At 65.6% G+C, this 20,756-nt stretch carries 21 protein-coding genes and 1 pseudogene; 8 read left to right on the top strand and 14 right to left on the bottom strand.

Going from position 1 to position 20,756, the window contains the following annotated elements; genetic code table 11:
- Window positions 1-45 precede the first annotated feature (45 nt).
- The 5 genes from ACCQ00_RS01060 to ACCQ00_RS01040 all read right to left on the bottom strand — a co-directional run bounded on the left by ACCQ00_RS01060 (window position 46) and on the right by ACCQ00_RS01040 (window position 5,218).
- Entirely contained in the window at window positions 46-663 is a 618-nt protein-coding gene (locus ACCQ00_RS01060; protein ID WP_022557908.1) for a hypothetical protein, read from the bottom strand.
- A 102-nt stretch (window positions 664-765) separates the two neighbouring features.
- Entirely contained in the window at window positions 766-1,518 is a 753-nt protein-coding gene (locus ACCQ00_RS01055) for a hypothetical protein (RefSeq protein WP_022557907.1), read from the bottom strand.
- A 190-nt stretch (window positions 1,519-1,708) separates the two neighbouring features.
- Window positions 1,709-3,055: a sigma-54-dependent transcriptional regulator gene (locus tag ACCQ00_RS01050; RefSeq protein ID WP_022557906.1), complete on the bottom strand. Its 1,347-nt coding sequence runs from the start codon at window positions 3,053-3,055 to the stop codon at window positions 1,709-1,711.
- On the bottom strand, window positions 3,040-4,482 hold the full coding sequence (locus tag ACCQ00_RS01045) for a sensor histidine kinase (protein WP_022557905.1): 1,443 nt from the start codon (window positions 4,480-4,482) through the stop codon (window positions 3,040-3,042). Before ACCQ00_RS01045 ends, ACCQ00_RS01050 begins: the two co-directional genes overlap by 16 nt.
- A gap of 49 nt (window positions 4,483-4,531) precedes the next feature.
- On the bottom strand, window positions 4,532-5,218 hold the full coding sequence (locus ACCQ00_RS01040; RefSeq protein ID WP_502269739.1) for a thiamine pyrophosphate-dependent enzyme: 687 nt from the start codon (window positions 5,216-5,218) through the stop codon (window positions 4,532-4,534).
- Between the two features lie 51 nt (window positions 5,219-5,269).
- Here ACCQ00_RS01040 and ACCQ00_RS01035 point away from each other — a divergent pair, with 51 nt between their 5' ends.
- On the top strand, window positions 5,270-5,536 hold the full coding sequence (locus ACCQ00_RS01035; protein WP_011051331.1) for a transposase: 267 nt from the start codon (window positions 5,270-5,272) through the stop codon (window positions 5,534-5,536).
- Between the two features lie 20 nt (window positions 5,537-5,556).
- Complete coding sequence (locus ACCQ00_RS01030) at window positions 5,557-6,357, top strand: IS3 family transposase (RefSeq protein WP_502269809.1); 801 nt, start codon at window positions 5,557-5,559, stop codon at window positions 6,355-6,357.
- Between the two features lie 39 nt (window positions 6,358-6,396).
- On the opposite strand, the pseudogene ACCQ00_RS01025 reads toward ACCQ00_RS01030, so the two are convergent.
- Window positions 6,397-7,440: pseudogene (locus ACCQ00_RS01025) on the bottom strand (thiamine pyrophosphate-binding protein); the annotation flags it as partial.
- A gap of 373 nt (window positions 7,441-7,813) precedes the next feature.
- Here ACCQ00_RS01025 and ACCQ00_RS01020 point away from each other — a divergent pair.
- On the top strand, window positions 7,814-8,410 hold the full coding sequence (locus tag ACCQ00_RS01020; RefSeq protein WP_003488520.1) for an OmpO family porin: 597 nt from the start codon (window positions 7,814-7,816) through the stop codon (window positions 8,408-8,410).
- Between the two features lie 465 nt (window positions 8,411-8,875).
- On the opposite strand, the gene ACCQ00_RS01015 is transcribed toward ACCQ00_RS01020, so the two are convergent.
- The 6 genes from ACCQ00_RS01015 to ACCQ00_RS00990 all read right to left on the bottom strand — a co-directional run bounded on the left by ACCQ00_RS01015 (window position 8,876) and on the right by ACCQ00_RS00990 (window position 13,102).
- A complete protein-coding gene (locus tag ACCQ00_RS01015; RefSeq protein WP_039571472.1) occupies window positions 8,876-9,901 on the bottom strand; it encodes an NAD(P)H-dependent glycerol-3-phosphate dehydrogenase in 1,026 nt (341 codons plus the stop codon).
- A 15-nt stretch (window positions 9,902-9,916) separates the two neighbouring features.
- Entirely contained in the window at window positions 9,917-10,429 is a 513-nt protein-coding gene (gene secB / locus ACCQ00_RS01010; RefSeq protein ID WP_003488515.1) for a protein-export chaperone SecB, read from the bottom strand.
- Between the two features lie 109 nt (window positions 10,430-10,538).
- Window positions 10,539-10,973, bottom strand: coding sequence for a rhodanese-like domain-containing protein (locus ACCQ00_RS01005; RefSeq protein ID WP_017156410.1), 435 nt, complete (start codon window positions 10,971-10,973; stop codon window positions 10,539-10,541).
- A gap of 75 nt (window positions 10,974-11,048) precedes the next feature.
- Window positions 11,049-11,471, bottom strand: a complete 423-nt coding sequence (locus ACCQ00_RS01000) for a hypothetical protein (protein ID WP_039571467.1) — start codon at window positions 11,469-11,471, stop codon at window positions 11,049-11,051.
- Between the two features lie 28 nt (window positions 11,472-11,499).
- Entirely contained in the window at window positions 11,500-11,970 is a 471-nt protein-coding gene (locus ACCQ00_RS00995) for a YiiD C-terminal domain-containing protein (RefSeq protein WP_017156408.1), read from the bottom strand.
- Window positions 11,971-12,292: 322 nt separating this feature from the next.
- Entirely contained in the window at window positions 12,293-13,102 is an 810-nt protein-coding gene (locus ACCQ00_RS00990; RefSeq protein WP_039571464.1) for a glycosyltransferase family 25 protein, read from the bottom strand.
- A 203-nt stretch (window positions 13,103-13,305) separates the two neighbouring features.
- On the opposite strand from ACCQ00_RS00990, the gene ACCQ00_RS00985 reads away from it, so the two are divergent.
- The 3 genes from ACCQ00_RS00985 to ACCQ00_RS00975 all read left to right on the top strand — a co-directional run bounded on the left by ACCQ00_RS00985 (window position 13,306) and on the right by ACCQ00_RS00975 (window position 16,428).
- Window positions 13,306-14,085: a uroporphyrinogen-III synthase gene (locus tag ACCQ00_RS00985; RefSeq protein WP_039571461.1), complete on the top strand. Its 780-nt coding sequence runs from the start codon at window positions 13,306-13,308 to the stop codon at window positions 14,083-14,085.
- A gap of 103 nt (window positions 14,086-14,188) precedes the next feature.
- A complete protein-coding gene (locus tag ACCQ00_RS00980) occupies window positions 14,189-15,166 on the top strand; it encodes a uroporphyrinogen-III C-methyltransferase (protein WP_039571458.1) in 978 nt (325 codons plus the stop codon).
- On the top strand, window positions 15,163-16,428 hold the full coding sequence (locus tag ACCQ00_RS00975) for a heme biosynthesis protein HemY (protein ID WP_039571455.1): 1,266 nt from the start codon (window positions 15,163-15,165) through the stop codon (window positions 16,426-16,428). The genes ACCQ00_RS00980 and ACCQ00_RS00975 overlap by 4 nt, the downstream gene beginning before the upstream one ends.
- Window positions 16,429-16,651: 223 nt before the next feature.
- On the opposite strand, the gene ACCQ00_RS00970 is transcribed toward ACCQ00_RS00975, so the two are convergent.
- On the bottom strand, window positions 16,652-17,947 hold the full coding sequence (locus tag ACCQ00_RS00970) for an acetyl-CoA C-acetyltransferase (protein ID WP_017156403.1): 1,296 nt from the start codon (window positions 17,945-17,947) through the stop codon (window positions 16,652-16,654).
- Between the two features lie 88 nt (window positions 17,948-18,035).
- Here ACCQ00_RS00970 and ACCQ00_RS00965 point away from each other — a divergent pair, with 88 nt between their 5' ends.
- Complete coding sequence (locus ACCQ00_RS00965) at window positions 18,036-18,920, top strand: hypothetical protein (RefSeq protein ID WP_039571453.1); 885 nt, start codon at window positions 18,036-18,038, stop codon at window positions 18,918-18,920.
- Between the two features lie 177 nt (window positions 18,921-19,097).
- Complete coding sequence (locus tag ACCQ00_RS00960; RefSeq protein WP_080948839.1) at window positions 19,098-20,048, top strand: TonB family protein; 951 nt, start codon at window positions 19,098-19,100, stop codon at window positions 20,046-20,048.
- A 39-nt stretch (window positions 20,049-20,087) separates the two neighbouring features.
- Here ACCQ00_RS00960 and ACCQ00_RS00955 read toward each other — a convergent pair whose 3' ends face one another.
- Window positions 20,088-20,735, bottom strand: coding sequence for a superoxide dismutase family protein (locus ACCQ00_RS00955; RefSeq protein ID WP_039571447.1), 648 nt, complete (start codon window positions 20,733-20,735; stop codon window positions 20,088-20,090).
- Window positions 20,736-20,756: the final 21 nt, after the last annotated feature.

Here is a 20,756-nt window from a genome sequence, read left to right as displayed (position 1 = left end):
GGGGGCAAGCATCTCAGTGGCGCGCGGTGGCCGCATGTCCGGCTCCTAGTGTTTGGGCTTGGGCTTGGGTTTATGCGCGGGCCCGCGCGGCGGATGCTCGATCTGCTTCAGCGTCGCCGCCTTGCCACCCAAGGCATGGGCATGGATCAGCACACCGTGCGGCGTGGCCTTGGTCTCGCCTTCGGCCACCAGTGGCTTGCCGACCACCAGCTGTTTGGCGAAGTCGCCACCGGCATGCGGCGGAAACCGCACCGTGACCGCATCGTCCAGCAGCACGCCATGCACCTGCCCGTGCGGACCATGCAGCAATCGGGTGATGGTGCCGCTGTGCTGGGCCACTTCCGGCTTGGTCGGTTTGCCGGGTGGCTTGGGTTTGGGCTTGGCATGCGGCCCATGCGGGCCTTCATCGAGGATGCGCTTGCCACCTTCCGGATCGATCGCCAGCGCCACCAACATCTCCACGTCGCGCGGCTTGAGGCCACGCACGGTGAGCGCGCTGCCCGGCTTGAGCGCCTTCAGCAGCGCCTCGGACAGATGCGGCGGGGTGTGCACTTCGGTGCCGTCGGTGAGTAGCAGGCCGTCGATATCGGCCTTGGGGTTGAGCAGGAAACGCGCCAGGGTGCCGCGGGTGGCGGGGAGGAAATCAGGGTCGACCCAATGCATGGTGTTACTCCGAAAAAGGACCGGCAGTGCCGGTCAAGCCGCTGGCCACGCGGGTGCGTGACCAGCGGAGGAAACCAACGAACAAGTCAGGGGTGGTACGACTCAACGGCCGGCCGGCGGAACCGGAGCGCCTGGCGGGGGCGGCGGCAGCGGGCCGTCCGGACGCGGCGCGGTGAACAGCGCGCGCAGCGAGGAGCGATCACGCCCCAACTGGGTCGCCTCGATCGCACGGCCGTCCGGGGTGGCCACGCCGAGGCCGCTGGCGCTCAGCGGTGCGCCCACGCGTAGCAGATCGGCAAACTGCAGCGCCAGATGCGGCGGCATCCGCACCACCGTGCCATCGCTGACCAGCGCGCCATTGACCTCGCCGGCAGGCCCATAGACCAGGCGATGGATCGTGCCATCGGACTGCAATGGGGTCAGCTGGCCGGGGGTCGGCGGCGGCGGCGGGGCAGCGCCGAAGGTGGGCGGGCGGTCGACCACTTCGCGGCCGCTACGGCCGGAGCGGATCGAACTGACCTGCAGCACCGGCAGATTGCCCAGGCGGAAGCCCTTCACGACGACACTGTCGCCGGCACGGACGGCCGCCTTCACCTCGCTGGACAGATGCGGCGGAAACCCGACCTGAGTGCCGTCGCGCAGCCACAGTCCGTCGACGTCGCCATTGGGATTGAGCAGGAAGCGCTCGACGGTGCCGCTCACGCTTACCGGTGTGGCGGCAACCGGGGTCGGCGGGGCTGGCGGACCGCCGATCGGGCCATTGGGAGCCGGCGGCGGCGGCGGGGCGGCCACTTGTGCGGCGGCGGCGCCGATGGTGCAGGCCAGGGCAATTGCAAGAACAGTCTGACGCATCATGGGGATGTCTCCTGCGCGGCGGGGAAGGGCCGCGTACCAGAGACAAAGCAACAATCGTGCCAATTTATAAGTGCTTGTTTTGAAATGATTTTAATTGGTCGACAGCCGGAGAAAGACGTCTGCATTTCATCCACCCTGTCCGGTTTGGGGACAGCTGTCCCGCAGTCTGCGGTCGACGCCTGCGCGAGTGTCACAGGCCGTATTCCTCCAGCTTGCGGTAGAGCAATTGCCGGTGGATCCCCAACCGGCGCGCGGCCTCTGCCCGATTGCCCTGGCTCTGTTCCAGCGCCGACTGGATCATCTGTTTTTCCAGCTGCGCTACCGCTTCGGGCAGGGTGCCGGTCAACGCCGACGCAACATTTGGCGGCGCTTCGCCGGCCTCGCCCAGCGCTTCCTCCAGATCCGCCGCATCGATGCTGGCGCCGCGCACCAACACCTGGCTGCGCTGCATGACGTTGCGCAACTCGCGCACATTGCCAGGCCAGCGGTGCGCGAGCAGGCGCTCCTGCGCGGCGGGCGACAGGCTCTGCGCATGCGCTGCATTGGCGCTCAGGAAGTGCTGTGCCAGCAACAGGATGTCCTGGCCACGCTCGCGCAATGGCGGCAGTTCGATCGGCACCACATTGAGGCGGTAACGCAGATCGCTACGAAAGCGCCCGTCGGCCACGCAGGCCGCCAGGTCGCGATGGGTGGCGGCCAGCACCCGCACATCCACCTTCTGCGGGCCGCTGCCACCCAATGGCGTCACCTCGCCTTCCTGCAGGAAACGCAGCAGCTTGGCCTGCATCGGCAGTGGCATGTCGCCGATTTCGTCCAGAAACAACGTGCCGCCATCGGCTTCGCGAATCAGCCCGCGCCGGTCGCTGCTGGCGCCGGAAAACGCACCCTTGCGATGGCCGAACAGCTCGCTCTCCATCAACTCCAGCGGAATGGCCGCGCAGTTGACTGCAACGAATGGCGCACTGGCGCGCGGGCTGGCGCGATGCAGCGCGCGTGCCGCCAATTCCTTGCCGGTGCCGGTTTCCCCGGTGATCAGCACCGGCAGATCAGAAGCGGCCGCCAGGCCGATGCGCTTGTGCACGGTGCGCATCGCCGGGCTGTGGCCAACCAGCGCATCGTCGTCCTCGGCCGGCGCAGACAACGCATCTGTCGCTGCAGCCCGCGCATCGGCGCGACCGAGCAGCGCGCGCTCCACCACCTCCACGATGTCGGCACGACCAACCGGCTTGACCAGATGATCGAAGGCGCCCAGCGTCATCGCCTCGATCGTGTTGCCGCTGGACACATGGGCGGTCAGCATCACCAGCGGCACCTGCCGCGCCTGCGCATCGTCCAGGCGCGCACGCAGCACCGCGATGCCATCCATGCCCGGCATGCGGAAATCCACAAACGCCATGTCGATGCCGCCTTCGCTCAACCGGGCCAGCCCGTCCGGCCCATTCTCGGCGGCGACCGCCGTATGCCCGAGCGAGCGCAAGGTGGCCTGCAAGGTGGTGCGAAACGCTGCATCGTCGTCGATGATCAGGATACGCGCCATGGCAACTCCAGAATGAAATGGGTCAGTCCGTCGGCATGTGCGTAGCGCGCGTGTCCGCCATGCGCGCGCGCGATCTCGCGCACCAGCGCCAGCCCCAGGCCATTGCCGTCGGCGCGGCCACTGACGAACGGTTCGAACAGGTGCGCAGCGATCGGTTCTGCGATCGGCGCGCCACGGTTGCAGACCTGCAGTTGCAAGATGCCCTCCACGGCTTCCGCTTGCAGCGTGACCTCGCTGCCTGGATCGGCGTGCTGCGCGGCATTGCGCAGCAGGTTGTGCACTGCACGCCCCAGTTGCTGCGGATCCAGGGTCCAGCGCAACGGCGCCGCCGGCAGCAGGACGCGGGGCGGCGGCGTGCCGGGCGGTAACGGACTGGGCTCCAGCAGCGTCGCCAGCCAGTCCTGCACCACCACCGTCTCCAGGTGCAGACGGATCGGCTGCACCATGCCGAGCAGGCTCTCGACCACGCCATCCAGACGACGAATCTGCCCCAGCATCAACTCGCCATGCGCAGCATCGTCCGGCGTCGCATCGTCGCGCGCGATCTCGTTTTCCAGCGCCAACCGCATCGTGGCGATCGGGTTGCGGATTTCATGCGCCACAGTGGCCGTCATACGCCCGAGTGCGGCAAGCCGTTCGTGCCGCGACAGCTCGTCGGCCAGCCGGCGCGTCTGCGCCAGCGCCTGCGCGTTGCGCTGCGCATAGTCGTTGACCGCCGCGCCCAGGCGGTCCAGTTCCGGCGTCCCGGTCGGCGGAATGTGCGGCGTCTCGGTGTCGGCGGCCAGCGCCTGCTGGATGCGCTGCAGGCGCTGGCTCCAGCGCCGCACCAGCACGCCCAGCGCGATGGCCGATATCGCCACCATCGCGAAGATCAGCAGCATGCCGACGACCAGGGGCCGCCATGCGTCGGCCTTGCTGGCCGGCACCCGCGTCATCGTCCATGCCGCGCTGCCGGATGCCAACGGACATGCGCTGATCAGCAGTACCTCGCGGCGACCGTCGCGACGGTACTGCGCCGCTTGCTTTGTCGTCACGCTCTGCTGCGCCGTGTTGACGATGTTGGCCCACTCCGCGGCGGGAATATCGGTCTTGTGATCGCTGCCGTCGTAGGTCGGGTACGCGTAGGCAACAAAGCCCTTGTGCAAGTCCCAGACGCCACCTTCGACGCCTGGCGCATCGGCCAGTACCAGCTGCACCACCACCGCTGCCAGGCCCACGCCATCGTCGCCGCGACGCGCCGCCTCGCTTGCCCCGGCATAGCGTTGCACGATGCGCGCGCATTGCCCGCCCAGTTGCTGGCGCGCCTCCTCCAGCCGCACTCCCTCGGTCTGCCGATACAGGCCGTACAACATCGTGGCCACGCCCAGACAGGCGGCCACGATCACCATCCAGATCAGCAACAGTTGCCGTAGCAGCGAACGGGGCATGGACGAAGCGGCCTGAAGAGGACAGCCAGTGTGCGTGAGTGCGACTGAATTAACGCAGGTTGGTCTTCACCAACGCGATGACCTCATCGCCACGCCCGCTCATCACTGCCTTGAGCAGGTACAGGCCCATGCCCTTGGCCTGTTCGAGCTTGATCGCCGGCGGCACCGCCAGCTCCTGCGTGGCGACCCGCACATCCACCAGCGCCGGACCCGAATGCGCGAAGACTTGGCGCAATGCACGCTCCAGTTGCGACGACTCATCGACACGAATGCCCAGGATACCCATCGCGTTGCTCATCGCCGCGAAATCCGGATTGCGCAGCTCGGTACCGGTATCCAGATAACCGGCCGCCTTCATCTCCATCGCCACGAATCCCAGCGAGGCGTTGTTGAATACCACCACCTTCACCGGCAGATTCAATTGCGCCAGCGAAATGAAATCGCCCATCAGCATCGCAAAACCGCCATCGCCCGATAGCGAAATGACTTGCCGACCAGGAAATGCTGCTTGCGCGCCAAGCGCCTGCGGCATCGCATTGGCCATCGAGCCGTGATTGAACGACCCCAGCAAGCGGCGCTTGCCGTTCATGCGCAGGTAACGCGCCGCCCACACCGTGGGCGTGCCGACATCGCAGGTAAACACCGCATCCTGATCGGCAATCTGACTGATCAACCGGGTCACGAACTGCGGGTGCAGCGGTTCGCCGGGATCTGCCGGGGTAATCCCCCCGCCCATTAGCAGACGCCAGAAGTGGAATTTTCTCGTATCCTTTCTCGAGGAGGTTCCATGAAGAAGTCCCGCTTTACCGACAGCCAGATCATCGCCGTGCTCAAGCAGGCCCAGGCCGGTGCGCCCGTGCCGGAGCTGTGCCGCGAGCACGGCATCAGCTCGGCCACGTTCTACAAGTGGCGCAGCAAGTTCGGCGGCATGGACGTGTCCATGGTCGCGCGCATGAAGGAGCTGGAGGAGGAGAACCGCCGGCTCAAGAAGATGTACGCCGAGGCGCAGCTCAGTACCGACCTGCTGAAGGAAGCGCTCGCAAAAAAATGGTGAGGCCATCTCAGCGACGCGAGATGGCCCAATCGGCAGTCACGAGCGGGCGTACGAACATCCGCCACGCCTGCCAGGCCTTCGCGGTGAGCCAGACCTGCTTCCGCTACCAGGCCAAGGCCAGCGAGCAGAACGCCCGGATCGCCGACTGGCTGGTCCGCCTGACGACCGCCCATCGCGACTGGGGCTTTGGCCTGTGCTACCTGTACCTGCGCAACGTGAAGGGCTTTGGCTGGAATCACAAGCGGGTCTACCGGATCTACCGCGAGCTGGAGTTGAACCTGCGGATCAAGCCGAGGAAGCGGCTGGTGCGTGAGCGGCCCGAGCCTCTGGCGGTGCCGGAGGCTATCAACCAGGTCTGGTCGATGGACTTCATGCACGACCAGTTGGCCGACGGCCGCAGCTTCCGGCTGTTCAATGTGCTCGACGACTTCAATCGCGAGGGGCTGGGGATCGAGGTGGATCTGTCGCTGCCGTCAGCCCGTGTGATCCGATCGCTGGAGCAGATCATCGAGTGGCGCGGCAAGCCCGCCGTGATCCGCTGCGACAACGGCCCTGAATACATCAGTGGCGCGTTGCTGTCCTGGGCGCAGCGGCATGGTATCCGGGTCGAGCACATCCAGCCGGGCAAGCCACAGCAGAACGCCTACGTTGAACGCTACAACCGCACCATCCGCTACGCCTGGCTCGCCCAAACCCTGTTCGACACCATCGACCAGGTGCAGGACAAAGCCACCCGCTGGCTATGGACGTACAACCACGAGCGTCCGAATATGGCGCTCGGCGGCATCACGCCTGCCATGAAGTTGGCGATGGCCGCTTAGCTCCACTTCTGGCGACCGCTAAAAGTGGGGGGATTACCCCGGCACCGCCAGATCGTCCAGCCCTTCGCGCGCCTTGCGGTAGTGCGCAAGCGATTTTTCCAGGAAGCCACGCTCTTCGCGGCGCTGTAGCTGCGGCAGCAACGCTGCGATGGTTTCGCCCACATCGGCGGCAATGCCCAGCTGCAACGGCGTGCGCCGACCAAGCGCGCTCGGGTCGCGATCCACCTGCACGATGGTCGCGTCCTTCGGGTAGAACTGCCGGTACGGAAAATCCGTGCCAAGCATGAGCAAGGTGTCGCAATTGAGCATCGCGTGATAACCGGAACTGAAGCCGATCAGGCCGGTCATGCCGACATCGAAGGGGTTGTCCCATTCCACGTATTCCTTGCCGCGCAACGCATGCACCACCGGTGCACCCAAAGTGTCGGCCAATGCCACCACTGCGTCATGCGCCCCGGCGCAGCCACTGCCGCACAACACCGTCACCGCCTTGCTCTGCTGCAGGAGCTCGGCCAATTGCTGCACATCCTCGGCGGCAGGCAGCACCCGTGGCTGACGCAGCGCCGGCCACGCACTGGAGACATGCTTGTCGACCTCCAACAACGCGATATCGCCGGGAATCACCACCACCGCCACACCTTGCTGCAGGATGGCCGAGCGCATCGCCCGATGCAGCACTTCCGGCAATTGCGCCGGGTTGGTCACCAACTCCACGAAGTGACTGCACTCGCGAAACAGCTCCTGCGGATGGGTTTCCTGAAAATAGCTCAGCCCGATCTCGGACGATGGGATATGCGCGGCAATCGCCAACACCGGCTGGCGGCTGCGATGGCAATCGAACAGCCCGTTGATCAGATGCAGATTGCCCGGCCCGCAACTGCCGGCACACACCGCCAGCTCGCCGGTCACCGCCGCCTCGGCACCCGCCGCAAACGCGGCCACTTCTTCGTGCCGCACATGCATCCACTCGATGGTCTGCATCTCGCGCAAGGCATCGGTCAAGCCATTGAGGCTGTCGCCGGTCACGCCCCAGATCCGCTCGACCCCGGCGCTCTGCAGCGTCTCGGCCAGAAAGCGCGCCAACGTCTTTTTCTTCGCCACGATGCAGCTCCGCAAGTGTGTTCAACAGGCGTGCAATGCTCCCAGCGGGGGCGTCAGTGCAATGTGCTCGTGTAGCGAGGCGCGCAAAACGCTGGAAACCAGGCGATCTATCGCGTTTGGGCACATACGCCTTACATCGGTGCCATGTAAGCGCTAGAGCATCACGTTTTGCGCGTGCTGCACGCGCATTCGCATGCGACACAGAAAGCGCAGCTGAATCTGGCGCGATGATTCATCAACTGGTCAGTCCAAAATTCATGTCGCGTTCCATCGAATAACGGAGAATTTACATCTCGGCAGCGAACGGCATCCGCCTCAGCGCCGGTCCAATCAAATAAGTACAGGTATCCCGATCATGAAGACTTCTTTGCTGGCCCTCGGCCTTCTCGCAGCCCTGCCGTTTGCGGCCTCCGCTGCTGAAAACCTCTCCTACAACTTCGTCGAAGGCGACTATGTGCGCACTCCGACCGAAGGTCGCGATGCGGACGGTTGGGGCGTGAAGGCCTCGTACGCCATCGCTCCGAACTTCCACGTGTTCGGCGATTACAGCAAGCAGAACGCTGACGACAACAACAACGTGTTCGAGAACACCGACTCGGACTTCCAGCAGTGGGGCGTTGGCGTGGGCTTCAACCACGAAATCGCCACGAGCACCGACTTCGTTGCGCGCGTTGCCTACCGCAAGCTGGACCTGGACACCCCGAACATCAACTTCGACGGCTACAGCGTTGAAGCCGGTCTGCGTAACGCCTTCGGCGAGCACTTCGAAGTCTATGCCCTGGCTGGCTACGAAGATTTCTCCAAGAAGCGTGGCATCGACATCGGCGACAACTTCTACGGCCGCCTTGGCGCCCAGGTGAAGTTGAACCAGAACTGGGGCATCAACGGCGACATCCGTATGGATGGCGACGGCAACAAGGAATGGTCGGTCGGCCCGCGCTTCAGCTGGTAAGCCGCACGTTTGACTGCAACGCGATCTCTCTCCCGCGTTGCACTGGAAGCCCGGTCCCCCGACCGGGCTTCTTTCTTTTGGGCGACCGGTTGGCGGTGTGGGCACGCAGGTCACGACACGCGTCGCTTTGCACAGGGAAGCTCGCCACCGATGTACCTGCGCCACCAGGGTTGGCCGCGCTCGCGTCGGGCCCCCAACTACCTGGCGCCTGATCCGCCAAGGCCGTGCTTGCGCCACGTGCCACGCAGCCAAACAAAAACGCCCGGTACTGCCGGGCGTTGTGTTGTGCATCTTCGCGACGGATGCCGAGGTACTACCGGACCTGGCGCGGCGAACAAAACCGAGCGGGCAATCGTCCGGGGGCGTGGCGGGGGCGCGGAACCAGACTGAAAGCTTGGTGCGCGAAGATTCCGCGCACTGGCCACGCACGGCCTGGCAGTAGGCGCGGACGTTTTGTCGACGTTCTCAGGTAAACAAGGTCTGCGGATACTCTGGCTTGCGCTCGCGTGCCAGCAGCTCCTTCAAGCCTGCTTCCGGGGTGATTTCACCGTGCAATACCGCGCGCACGGCATTGGAGATCGGCAATTCGATGCCGTGGTGTTCGGCCTGGCGCATGACCTCATCGGCCGTCTGCACCGATTCGACCACCTGGCCGATCTCGCGGATCGCATCGTCCAAGCTCTGCCCGCGCCCCAGGGCCAGACCCAGGCGCCGGTTGCGCGACAGATCGCCGGTGCAGGTCAGCACCAGATCGCCCAATCCGGCCAGGCCCATCAGGGTTTCCGGGCGCGCACCGATGACCGCGGCCAGACGTAACATCTCGTTCAAGCCCCGCGTGATCAGCCCGGCCCGTGCATTGAGACCAAGCTGCATGCCATCGGCCACGCCGGTGGCCACCGCCAGCACGTTCTTCATCGCCCCGCCGAGCTCGGCACCCACCATGTCGTCGCCGGTGTAGGCGCGGAAGGTGGGGCCATGCATCGCGTCGGCCACCACTTGCGCAAACGCCGCATCGTCGCCGTGCACGGTGATGGCGGTCGGCAGGCCAAGCGTGACTTCCTTGGCGAAGGAGGGCCCGGTCACCACGGCCAGCGGAACGCTGGGGCCGAGGATGTCGCGCGCAACCTCATGCAGGAACCGCCCGGAACCGGGCTCAAAACCTTTGGTCGCCCAGGCCACGCCGGCACCGACCGGGCGCAGCGGTGCGATCAGCCGGATGGTCTCGGTGAAGGCATGCGAGGGCACCACCACCAGGATCCAGGTGGCGTCGGCGACCGCCGCCTGCAGGTCGGTGGTGGCACGCAGGCTCTCGGGCAATGCAATGCCCGGCAGATAGCGCGCGTTCTCATGGGTGCGGTCGATGGTGTCCACCATCGCCGCATCGCGCCCCCAGAGCACGGTGGGATGACCGTGTCTGGCGAGCAGCGCGGCCAGGGCCGTGCCCCAGGAACCGGCGCCGAGAACGGCGATCTTGTGGGTCCAATCGCTCATCGGCGCAATCAACGCTTAGGCGTTGCCGGCCGGCTCGGAATCGGCCAGCGAGGTGCCTTCGTTCTGACGCTGACGCAGGGTTTCTGCGTACAGGGCTTCGAAATTGATCGGCTGCAAATAGAACGGCGGGAAGCCACCGGCCTGGATCAGGTCGCTGACCAGGGTGCGCACGTACGGGAACAGGATGTTCGGGCACTGGGTGCCGAGCAGCACGTCGATCGCCTGCGGGTCCAGGCCGACCAGGCCGAACACGCCGGCCTGCTGCACTTCGGCCACATAGGCCGTCTTGCCACCGGCGGTGCAGGTCAGGGTCACGGCCAACACCACTTCGAACGCGTTGTCGTTGAGGCGCTGCACCTTCTGGTTGAGGTTCAACTGCAGCTCGGGCTGGTTGGCGTCATTGAAGACGGCCGGTGCGTTCGGAGATTCGAAGGACACGTCCTTGACGTAAATCTTTTCGATGGTGAAGGCGGGACCAGCAGCGGCGTCGGCCGGCGCAGCGGCGCCGTTGAGGATTTCGTCGGACATTCCTAACTCCAGAAACGGTTCGGTGGATGCAGCGTTGAGTGATGCGGACGTGAAAGCGCAAGTCTCTCACGCCAGCAATGGGGGCGTGCCGGTTGCCGCACAAGGCGGATCAGCGGCCCTTGATCAGTGGCAGCTCGGCCATCTGCCAGGCAGCCACGCCGCCTTCGAGCCAGTACACCTTCTCGAAGCCGGCCTTCTTGAGCGTCTTGGCCGCGCCCGCGGAGGTGTTGCCGCTACGGCAGACCACCACCACGGGCGATGCCTTGGCGTTGGCCAGCAGCTTGCCGGCCGGATCGAACTTGGCCAGCGCCACGTTGCGGCTGCCGGCGATATGGCCCTTCTCGAAATCGGCGGTGGGCGACAGGTCGATCACCAGCGCGTTTTCGCTGTTGATCAGACGGGTCAGCTCGGCCGGCTTGAGCGCGCGATAGCCGCGGAACAGGCGCGCGACCTCGGTGACGATCAGGGCGATGGTCAGGCCCACCAGGGCCAGCGACAACATGGGGTTGCGGCCGACAAAGGCCTGCAGCTCTTCGAAATTCACGGGGTCAGGGTCAGTCGAGCGGGCGGGAATTGTCGCACAGCTGGCGCACGCGACGCCCGGCGCGCAGGGGCCAGGCTACTGGCCCTTCCACAGATCGGGCAGGCCGCTGGCCAGCCACCAGCGCTTCTGCTCGGGATTCCAGCGCCAGAGCTCGGTGCTGCGCACCAGCCGTTCGGCCTGGGTATTGCGGTTGATCACCCGCAACTCGACCTCGCGCCGCAGGTCGCCATTGGGGTCTTGACCCACGCGCACTTCGCGATAGCCGGAAATCTGCACCTGCTCGTAGCGCGAGCGTTCCAGGTCGCTGAGCGGGTGCGCCTGGGCATAGGCCGGCTCGACGAAGCCCTGCGCGGCATCGAAATCGTTCCAGCGCACGGCGGCCGTGTAGGCGGCCTGGGTGGTTTCCAGCGCACGCGCCTGGGCACGGCTGCCGGCATCGGCCACCCCGCTCAGCAGTGCCAGCCCAAGCAGCACGATCGTTGTAATGACTGCACGCATGCGTATTCCCCCGGATCCAGCCGGCATCCTACCGTTTTGGAAACGCCACGAAGCGCCCGCTCAAGGTGGCCGCAGCAGCGCCGGAGCCCAGCGCGATCTGCGCGCGCATGCCGATGCGCGCCTTGCCGCGCTGCCGGAACGTCGCCAGAAAGGCCTCCCAGCTTCCCAACTCGGACGGCTCGGCATTGGCGACCAGGTCTTCGTACACCGGCGCGACATAGCGCAGCTGGCTGTCGGCGACATAGACATCGGCGTGATGCCCGGCCAGTTGCAGCTGCAGTGTCAGCCAGCCCCAGCTGGCCAGCGTCATCAGCGAGGCCAGGCTGCCGCCGAAGGCATTGGCCTTGTCGTTGACGTTGGCCTGCAGCGGCGCCCGCAGGCGCAACGCACCATCGTGCAACCCGTCAACGGCGATGCCCATCGACAGCACCGGCGGCATGGCGATGAACTGCTGCTGCAGCGACTGCAGGGCGGATGCGAGCGTGCACGAAGGAGTCATCGGCAAAGACTAAAGACGGCGAAGGGCGGCATCATGCCGCAATGTGCTGCAAGCTTCTTGTGCACCTGCATGACATGCGGTACCGCATGGTGAATGCAGTCATCGCCACCTGCGATGTGCGGGCCAGCATCGCCCTGGTGGCGTGCAACAAACCTCTCGACATCTTGGCCAGCCCGGATCACGCGCTCGGTCAGCGAGCGGTGTCCGCCACGGTGCCTGCCGGTGGCGTTGCAGATAGCGCACCATGCCTGAAACCGCCCGCCAACGACCGTGCAATCGCCAGGCATAGCCGACGCCTGCGCGCGACGATTTGTTTACCGCGCTACGGCGCAAAGACCACCTTGCGATAGCCCTGCGCCACGCGCAACAGCGCGATGGCCTTGGCTTTCCAATGCGTACTGCGCCGCTTCTGTGCGTGCGTCAGCGGCGCATCGATCGTGCTGGTAAACACGATGTTTTCCGCAGCTGCGTGGAAGAATTTGTCCTGGATACACGCAGCCGGCGAGAGTTGATAGGTGGACAACTGATGCGCCACTGGCGACTCGTTCCAGCCGAACAAAAAAATATCGGCCATGGTGTGCCAGCGCGCCTGTGCGGCCAGCAGCAATCGCGCCGCATCCCTGCTGATGATCAGCGCGCCGGCACACACCGGCCAGCAATGCTGATACGTCGATGGCCGCACCAGGCGCAGTTGGCGCCCGGCGACATCCGCCACCTTGGCATCGAGCTTGATGCGGTTGTAGGACGGCTCCAGCCGCACGATGCTGGGACCGCCCGGCAGCCAGTGGGTGCTGCCCAGCAACGCCGGCAGTGCATCGGACAGATGCATGTCGTCTTCGAAAATCGCCGTGTAGGCGTCGTCGGAATCGGCCGCAATGCGCCACGCTGCCTGGTGACTGAGAAAACAGCCGATGTTGGACGCTGTCCACTTGCGCGGGCCGGTGCTGAAGGCATCGCCCGACCCTTCCAGCGGGCGCTCGCGTACGAACTCGGCAATCTGCTCGTCCGTCAGCGTAGCGCCATCGACGGCAGCAATGCGCTCGAACGGCAGGCCCAGCGCATCCAAGCGCGCCGACATGGCCTGCAACCGGTCGCCGCTGCGCTGCATATTGATGAGGTAGGACTTGATCACTTCGCCGCTCCAGCACGGTTGTCGGCCAGGAGCGTGACCGGATTCCCAGCGCTTGCAAGAGGTTCTGGAATGAGTCGAAGGGCGCCGGTCAGGATGCCAACACCATCGCTCCGGTTGCCGGCACTCGCCGACGATTCGCACTGGCGCCCCTGGATGCGGCGACAGTGCGCCGCTGGTGACCGGCGCTCTCGCATAATCACCTCATGACCGGCCTTGCCCATCCCGATGCTGCCTGGACCCTGATCTCGCTACGCCCCAGCGGTGAACATGCGCCGCTACGGCGGGCAGTTGCGCGGCATGGCGGACGGGTACTTGCGCTGTCGCCGTGGCGCTTGCAGACCAACGACACCGCACAGGCGCGGGACGCGCTGCGGCAGGCGCTGGCAGCGCCGATTGCGATCTTCACCAGCCCGGCAGCGGTGCAGGCCGCGCATCGTCTGGCGCCGCTGCAGCGCCCGGCGCAGGCGCACTGGGTCAGCGTGGGCGAAGGCACTGCGCGCGCACTGCACGCCTGCGGCATCGACAGCGTGGTGCGGCCGGCGCGCATGGACAGCGAAGGCCTGCTTGCGCTGCCCTTGCTGCAGGCGCCGCTACAGGCCGTCGGGCTGATCACCGCCCCCGGCGGACGCGGCATGCTGGCGCCAACGCTGCAGCAGCGCGGTGCGCGCATCGTGCGTGCCGATGTCTATCAACGCATCCCGCTGCGCTTGCGCGCCTCGGCCATCCAGGCATTGTCGCTTGCGCTGGCGCGCAGCGTGCTGGCGCTCAGTAGCGCCGAAGCGCTGGCACTGGTTCTGCAGCAGCTGCCTGCCGAACTGGTCGCTGCGTGGCAACAGCGCCCTGTGGTGGCATCCAGCGATCGCATGCTCGAAGCCGCACACGCCGCTGGCTTCGTGCATGGCATGCGCGCACAAGGCCCGCTGCCGTTGCAGCTTGCAGCTGCTGCCGAAGCGGCGATCATGACACCACCGCGACCTTGCTGAACTGCGAACTCAAGCACAGCTTGCCGCCATCCGGCGCTGCACGCCATGCTGTGTGCGATGACTGCGGCGCCTGCGCCGGTCGTGACTGCCCGAGGATGTCCGAATGACCGAAATGCCCGCTCCTGCGCGACGCTTTCCCTTGGCATGGCTGCTGCTTGTCGTGGCCGTGGCGGCCGTCGGCGTGGCGCTGTTGCTGGGCTGGCGGGCGTGGCAGAACTATCAGGCAACGCAACTGCAGGCCGCGCAGGCGCAGCAGCAACGCTGGGACGCTACCCAGCAACTGCTGGAGACGCTGCGCCGCGATCAGCGCCTGGCCAATGAGCGCCTGCAGGATGCGTCGGCCACCAACCGCGTACTGCGCGACGAGATGCTGGGCCTGAGTCAGCGCAGCGCCTTGCTCGAAGACACCGTGCAAAAGCTGGCCGACCCCAACCGTCATGGCGCACAGGCGCTGCGCCTGGATGAAGTGGAGCTGCTGCTGCGGCTTGGCCAGCAGCGCCTGAGTATCGCCGGCGATGCCGATGGCGCGCGGCGCGCCTATGCGCTGGCCAACAGCGCACTCAACGGCATCGACGACCCCGGTTACCTCAATCTGCGTCAGGCATTGGTGCAGGAACGCGATGCGCTGGAGCGTCTCGGGGCCGGCCCGCAGGCGGAGGCCGGCAAGAATCTGGACACCTTGGCCGCCGAGTTGCAGCGCCTGCCGGAACAGACCGTACAGGCCAGCGACGCGGCGCAACCGTGGTGGCAAAAGGCGCTGGCGCCGCTGGTGGACATCCGTCCCAGCCGCGGCGACGCCTTGCTGACCGGCGCCGACCGGCGTGCTGCGCGCGATGCCGTGCAGATCGAAATCAGCCTGGCCCGCGCGGCCGCCGAACGTGGCGATGCTGCCGGTTTTGCGCAATCGCTGCGCCGCGTGGACACCTGGGCCACCCGGCTCTGGCCGGATTCGCCGCAACGTCGTCAGCTGCGTGCACGCTTGCGCAGCCTGCAACAAGCGCCACTGCGTCCGCGCCTGCCGGAGCTGGGCACCACCCTGCTGCAACTGCAGGCCATGCGTGAAGGGAGATCCACCCAATGAAAGTGTTGCGTACCGTCTTGATCCTGCTGGTTGCCGTGGCGCTGGGCGTGCTCGGCGCACAGTGGCTGTCGCACCAGAACAGCTACGACCTGGGCAATGTCGTTGTCAGCGTGGGCGGTAACGACTATCACGCCGCCATGCCGCAGGCGCTGCTGATCCTGCTGATCGCATTGCTGGTGCTGTGGCTGCTATGGACGTTGATCAGCCTGCCCTTCCGCGTGTGGGGCAAGTACCGCCGCAACAAGGGCCGTGCGCGTTTGATCGAAGGTCTGCGCGCTGCCGATCATGGCCAGTGGCAGCGCGCCGAGCGGCTGCTGGTCAGTGCCAGCGAAGACGACGAGGTGAGCGGCATTGCCCTGGCCAGCGCGGTGCGCGTGGCCGATGCGCGCGGCGACGAGGCGGCGGCCACCGCACTTGCAAAGCAACTGGCCGAGCGCGACCCGACAGGATATGCGCTGTTGCAGGGCGAGCGGCACCTGGCGCGCCAGCGCCCGGTGGATGCGATCAACGCACTGGATAGCGCCAACGCGCAGCCGTTGCCGGCGCGCGGCCTGCTGTTGCGCACCCACGCCCTGGCGCAGATCGGCCGCGCCGACGAAGCCTATGGCCAGCTCGGCGCCCTGCGTCAGCAGGCGGTCCTGGCGCCCGATGCCTACAGCACGCTGGAAGCGACGCTGGCCGAGCAAACCCTGTTGCAGGCCAGCGACGCCAATGCACTGGCCGAGCGCTGGGAAACATTGCCCAAGGCATTACGCACCATTCCCGCAGTGGTGGGCGCCTATGCGCAGCGCGCGGCCGTGCTGCATTGGGACGATGCCGCCGTGCACAGCCTGGAACAGGCGCTGGACGCGCAATGGGACGAATCGCTGGTGCGCCTGTACGGCGTGCTGCCGTTGGAAAAATACGATTCGCGCCGCGCCAGCGCGCAACGCTGGCTCACCCAATATCCCGACAGCCCAGGTCTGTTGCTGACCCTGGCGCGGCTTGCGCGGCATCAACAGCAGTGGTCGCAGGCCGAGGAATTCCTGCATCGCGCCATCGCAGCCGGCGCCGGCGGTGAGGCCTGGGAAGAGCTCGGACACGGGTTTGCCGCCTCCGGCGACCTGCTGTCGGCACAGCATTGCTACGCCAATGCCTTGCGCGCCGCACGCGGCGAGCCGGTGATCGAGGGCATGCCACAGCAGTCGTTGCGCGGGCCGGTCATCACCACGGACGACACCGCGCCACTCGGTCCGCACGCGGCGGACGATCGCATTCTGTAGTCGGAACAGCGGCGGTATGCGATGTGCCTACCGCCGCATTGCACTCCGAAGAACGAGGCGACTGCGCGCCAAGCGGGCATCTACTTCATCGCAGAAGCTGACGTCGCGTTGTTAGCCATACAGCGATGGAATTAAGGATGGCGGACCGGCAACGGCAGGATTCAACGGCCGCTTCTGCAAATCCCCAGTCCCGAATGCCCAATCCCGTACCGCACCGGCGGCATCAGCGCTCGACGATGGCCACCACGCCCATGCCGCCGGCAGTGCAGATCGAAATCAATGCACGACCGCCGCCGCGTTCTTCCAGCTGCTTGGCAGCGGTGGCCACCACGCGTGCGCCAGTGGCGGCGAATGGGTGGCCGGTGGCCAGCGACGAGCCCAGCGGATTGATCTTGTCCGGATCGATGCGACCCAGCGGCGCATCCAGCCCGAGGCGATTGCGGCAGTAATCCTCGCTTTCCCAGGCGCGCAGCGTGCACAGCACCTGCGCGGCGAAGGCCTCGTGGATTTCGTAGATATCGAAGTCCTGCAGGGTCAGGCCCTGGCGCGCCAGCATCTGCGGCACCGCGATGGTGGGCGCCATCAGCAGGCCTTCGCCATGCACGAAATCCACTGCCGCCACCTGTGCATCGCGCAGGTAGGCCATCGGCGTGTGGCCATGCGCCAGCGCCCAGGCTTCGCTGGAGAGCAGCACCGCGGCGGCGCCATCGGTGAGCGGGGTGGAGTTGGCGGCGGTGAGCGTGCCGCGGCCGGAGGTCTTGTCGAATGCCGGGCGCAAGGTCGCGAGTTTTTCCAGCGAGGTGTCGGCGCGCAGGATGTTGTCGCGCGAGACGCCGCGGAATGGCGCGATCAGGCTGTCGAAGAAGCCGCGCTCATAGGCAGCGGCCAGCTTGTGGTGCGAGGCCACCGCCCATTCGTCCTGCGAATCGCGCGAGATGTTCCATTCCTTGGCCATGTCTTCGCAGTGGTCGCCCATGCTCTTGCCGGTGCGCGGCTCGGCCACGCCGGGAAATTCGGGCTTGAGTTCGGCCAGCTTGAAGCCGCGCAGCAGGGCCTTGAGCTTGTCGCCGGTGGCCTTGGCGCGGTTGGCGGCCAGCAGCCGTGCGCGCAACTTCTTGCCGTACACGATCGGCACTTCGGAGGTGGTGTCAGAGCCGCCGCCGATACCCGAGTCGATCTGCCCCAGCGCGATCTTGTTGGCGATGGTGATCACCGAATCCAGGCTGGTGCCGCAGGCGCGCTGCAGGGTGATGCCCGGCGTCAGCGGCGACAGACCCGACGACAGCGCCGCCTCGCGCGCCAGGTTCCAGTCGGCGGAGTGCTTGATCACCGCGCCCATCGCCACTTCGCCCAATTGCTGCCCATGCAACCCGAAGCGCTCGACCAACGCGCCCAGCGTGCGCACCGACATGCCCAGGTTGCCCACATCCGCATACGCGGTGTTCTGACGACAGAACGGGATACGAACGCCGCCCAGAATGGCGACGGGACGGGCTGCGGGCATCGGTTGACCTGGCATGGAGGACTCGGGGACATGGCCTGCACAGGGCCGGCAGGCATAATGGCCGCAGTGTAGCTTCGACCCCGTGATGGGCCAACCGCGAATCATGAGCAAGACCGAACAACGCGTCACCGCCATGGGTGTGCTGGCGCTGGAATTGACCGGCGGAAGCGCCCCCGAGCGGGGCGCCTTGGCGCCCGCGCAGGCTGGCATGCTGGCCGAACGCATCGGCCGCGACTTGGCGCAATGGATCCCGGAAGTCCGTGATCTGGAGTTGAGCGTGGCATTGGCGCATTTCGATCCGGCCGAGGTACTGCGACCGGGCTGGCCGCTGCACCGGCGCCTGGAAGAGCTGCAGGCGCGTGCGCCAGGGCGCGACCAGGGCCCGCGGGTGCTGGCCTTCGGTGCCGACGCGCAAGGCGAGATTCCGCTGCCGTTCCAGGCCGATGCGCAGCTCACCGGTGGTGGGCTGCGCGTCTTGCCGTTTTTGCTCACCGGCGACCCACAGATCGTGGCCACCGTGGCCGAGGCGATGGAGGAGGTGCTGTTGGCCCAGGGCATGGCCCAGGCCGATACCGCGCTACTGGCGCAGGAGAGCTTCGGTGCGCGCATCGAACATGCCCGGTATCTCACCGCGCACGATCTGGCGGCGATGATGTCGATGCAATACGACAACCAGGGCCTGGCACCGCTGTGGCCGCTGATTGAAGCCGCCCTGCTCGCGCCCACCAGCGAAGAGTGGCTGGAGCAGGCGCCGGAACCGGTCCTGCGCTATGTCGATGGCGAAGTGCGCATTGCCCTGTTCGATCCGGCCGGCTGGTGCGATTACTACGCGCACGACCGCGAACACTGCGAGCGCCTGCGTGGGGTCTACGAACAATTCCTCTCGCGCCAACGGCAAATGGCCGCGGTGCTGGAGGCGCACGGACTACCGGTGCTCTACGTGCATGTGGAGCCGGATCAGGATCCGCGGCAGGCGTTGGCAAGCTAGCGCTTACCGTTAACTCGCTTGAGTTATCTCGGATTTCACGGACGAATACACATGAAGCATTACGCAAAGTCTCGTCGATTTGGATTGGTCGCAGTCGCTGGACTTTTCACATGTAGCGTAATCCATAGAGCCGAATCCGCTCCTGCTCAATCTAACTGAACCGTCGACGCCGATTCGATGGCTGCTTCGCCTGCCTTCTTGGATTCGTACAATTTGCACCTCGATTACGAGATGACAGTAGAGGTGCTTGCGACCATCGATGAGGACGACAAAGTTGAAGGCACATCAGTTTCCAGGTCATCTCGCAACAGACTAGTTGATCGCGCGGCAATGGCTGCAGTCGAACATTGGCGTTACCATTGCCAGGGCACCCCTGGAACGGTGTTATTGACTGTTCGAATTCCTGCGCCGCGCTGCAAGCTTGACAGCGATTCATGGCGAGAGCACCGGCCGATCTATCCTGAGCGACTGACACGCGAGCGCGTAAAAGGATCTGTTGAACTGAGCCTGCGCCCGGGCGCCGATGGCAGGACGGAAGTCAGTCTAAAAACAGGTAGCGGCCATGCCGACGCTGACAATGCCGTGCTCGATGCCGCGCGTAAATGGCGTTTCTCGTGCGACTCCTCATCCGCACCAACACAAACTGCGCTCACTACTGAGCAATTCAATTTTTCGGGCTCCTCTATTCCAGAAAAGCAAAAGGTAAAAGCTCCGTCTTACAGCGACGAATTGAGAACGACTGTTCGCGACACCCTTCCGATGGAGTATGCACATGCAGGGCAATTTCTTAACGACCTGCCGAATCGGAACGATGTGGAATTGAACAAGGAACTGGTCGCACCAGGCTTAAAGGTTTACACGACCAGTCTTAAGAAAGTCATGGAGCAGATCCTTTCATCCGACCAACTCGAGCAACCCGATGTAACGACATGGACGATTTTTATGCCTCCGCATCCGTGGGCGCCCTCGGTAATACGTACGCGCAGCGAGACAGTCACCGACGAGCCAAGTGGTCAGCGTCGTCCAATTACCCGGATCAACTACCTGTGCGAGTCGATCACCACGAACTGCGCACAAGTTGAAAACCGTGTTAGCGAGATGGTCAAGCCCGTGTCAGCCACCCAGTGATTTCCCCAGCCGCGTCTCATCGCGACCGGGGATTGGAAGTTAGCGCGTGGCAGCCTGCGCGTTGTCGGTGGTGATCACGCCGCAGGCCAGGCGGCCGCCCGCGTTGCCGGTGGGCTGGGTTTTGTAGTCGTCTGCGTCGGCATGCACGATCACCGCGTGGCCGGCGATATCGAACTGGTCGGCCTTGCCCAGATTGACGTTGCTGGAGACCGGGCCGTCGATGGTGGCGTTACCCTGCGCGTCGGCGGTGATGTTGGGCATGTCGCCACCGTGGTGCGGGTCGGCGCTGATATTGCCGTGATCGGATTGGGACGGGTTGAAATGGCCGCCGGCGCTGCTGCCGTCCGGTGCGCTGCAATCGCCCTTTTCGTGGATATGGAAGCCATGCTCGGTATTGGGCTTGAGGCCGCTGAGCTGACCGGTGACGCGCAGCGCGCCGTCGACGGTCTTGAACGTCACCGTGCCTTTGACGTCATTGCCCTTGGTCGGCTTGAGCTCGGCGGTCGCGGTGGTGGTGGCTGCCGCTTCGGTGACCATGGAGGCGGCGTGTTCGCCACCGTGCGCCGCTTCGGCCGGCGTGCTGGCCTGCGGTGCGGGTGCCGGCTCGGCCGGCGCTGGTTCATCGCGCTTGCACGCAGTCAGCACCAGGGCGGTGGCCAGAAACAATGTGGTCGGAACAATGCGCATGGAGTACTCCTGAAGAAAGGC

The organism is Xanthomonas sp. NCPPB 3761, assembly GCF_041475705.2.
In the GTDB taxonomy this organism is placed as follows: Bacteria; Pseudomonadota; Gammaproteobacteria; order Xanthomonadales; family Xanthomonadaceae; genus Xanthomonas; species Xanthomonas phaseoli.
The sequence above is the reverse complement of the archived record's forward strand: the minus strand, read 5'-3'. Positions and strand labels throughout refer to the sequence as shown.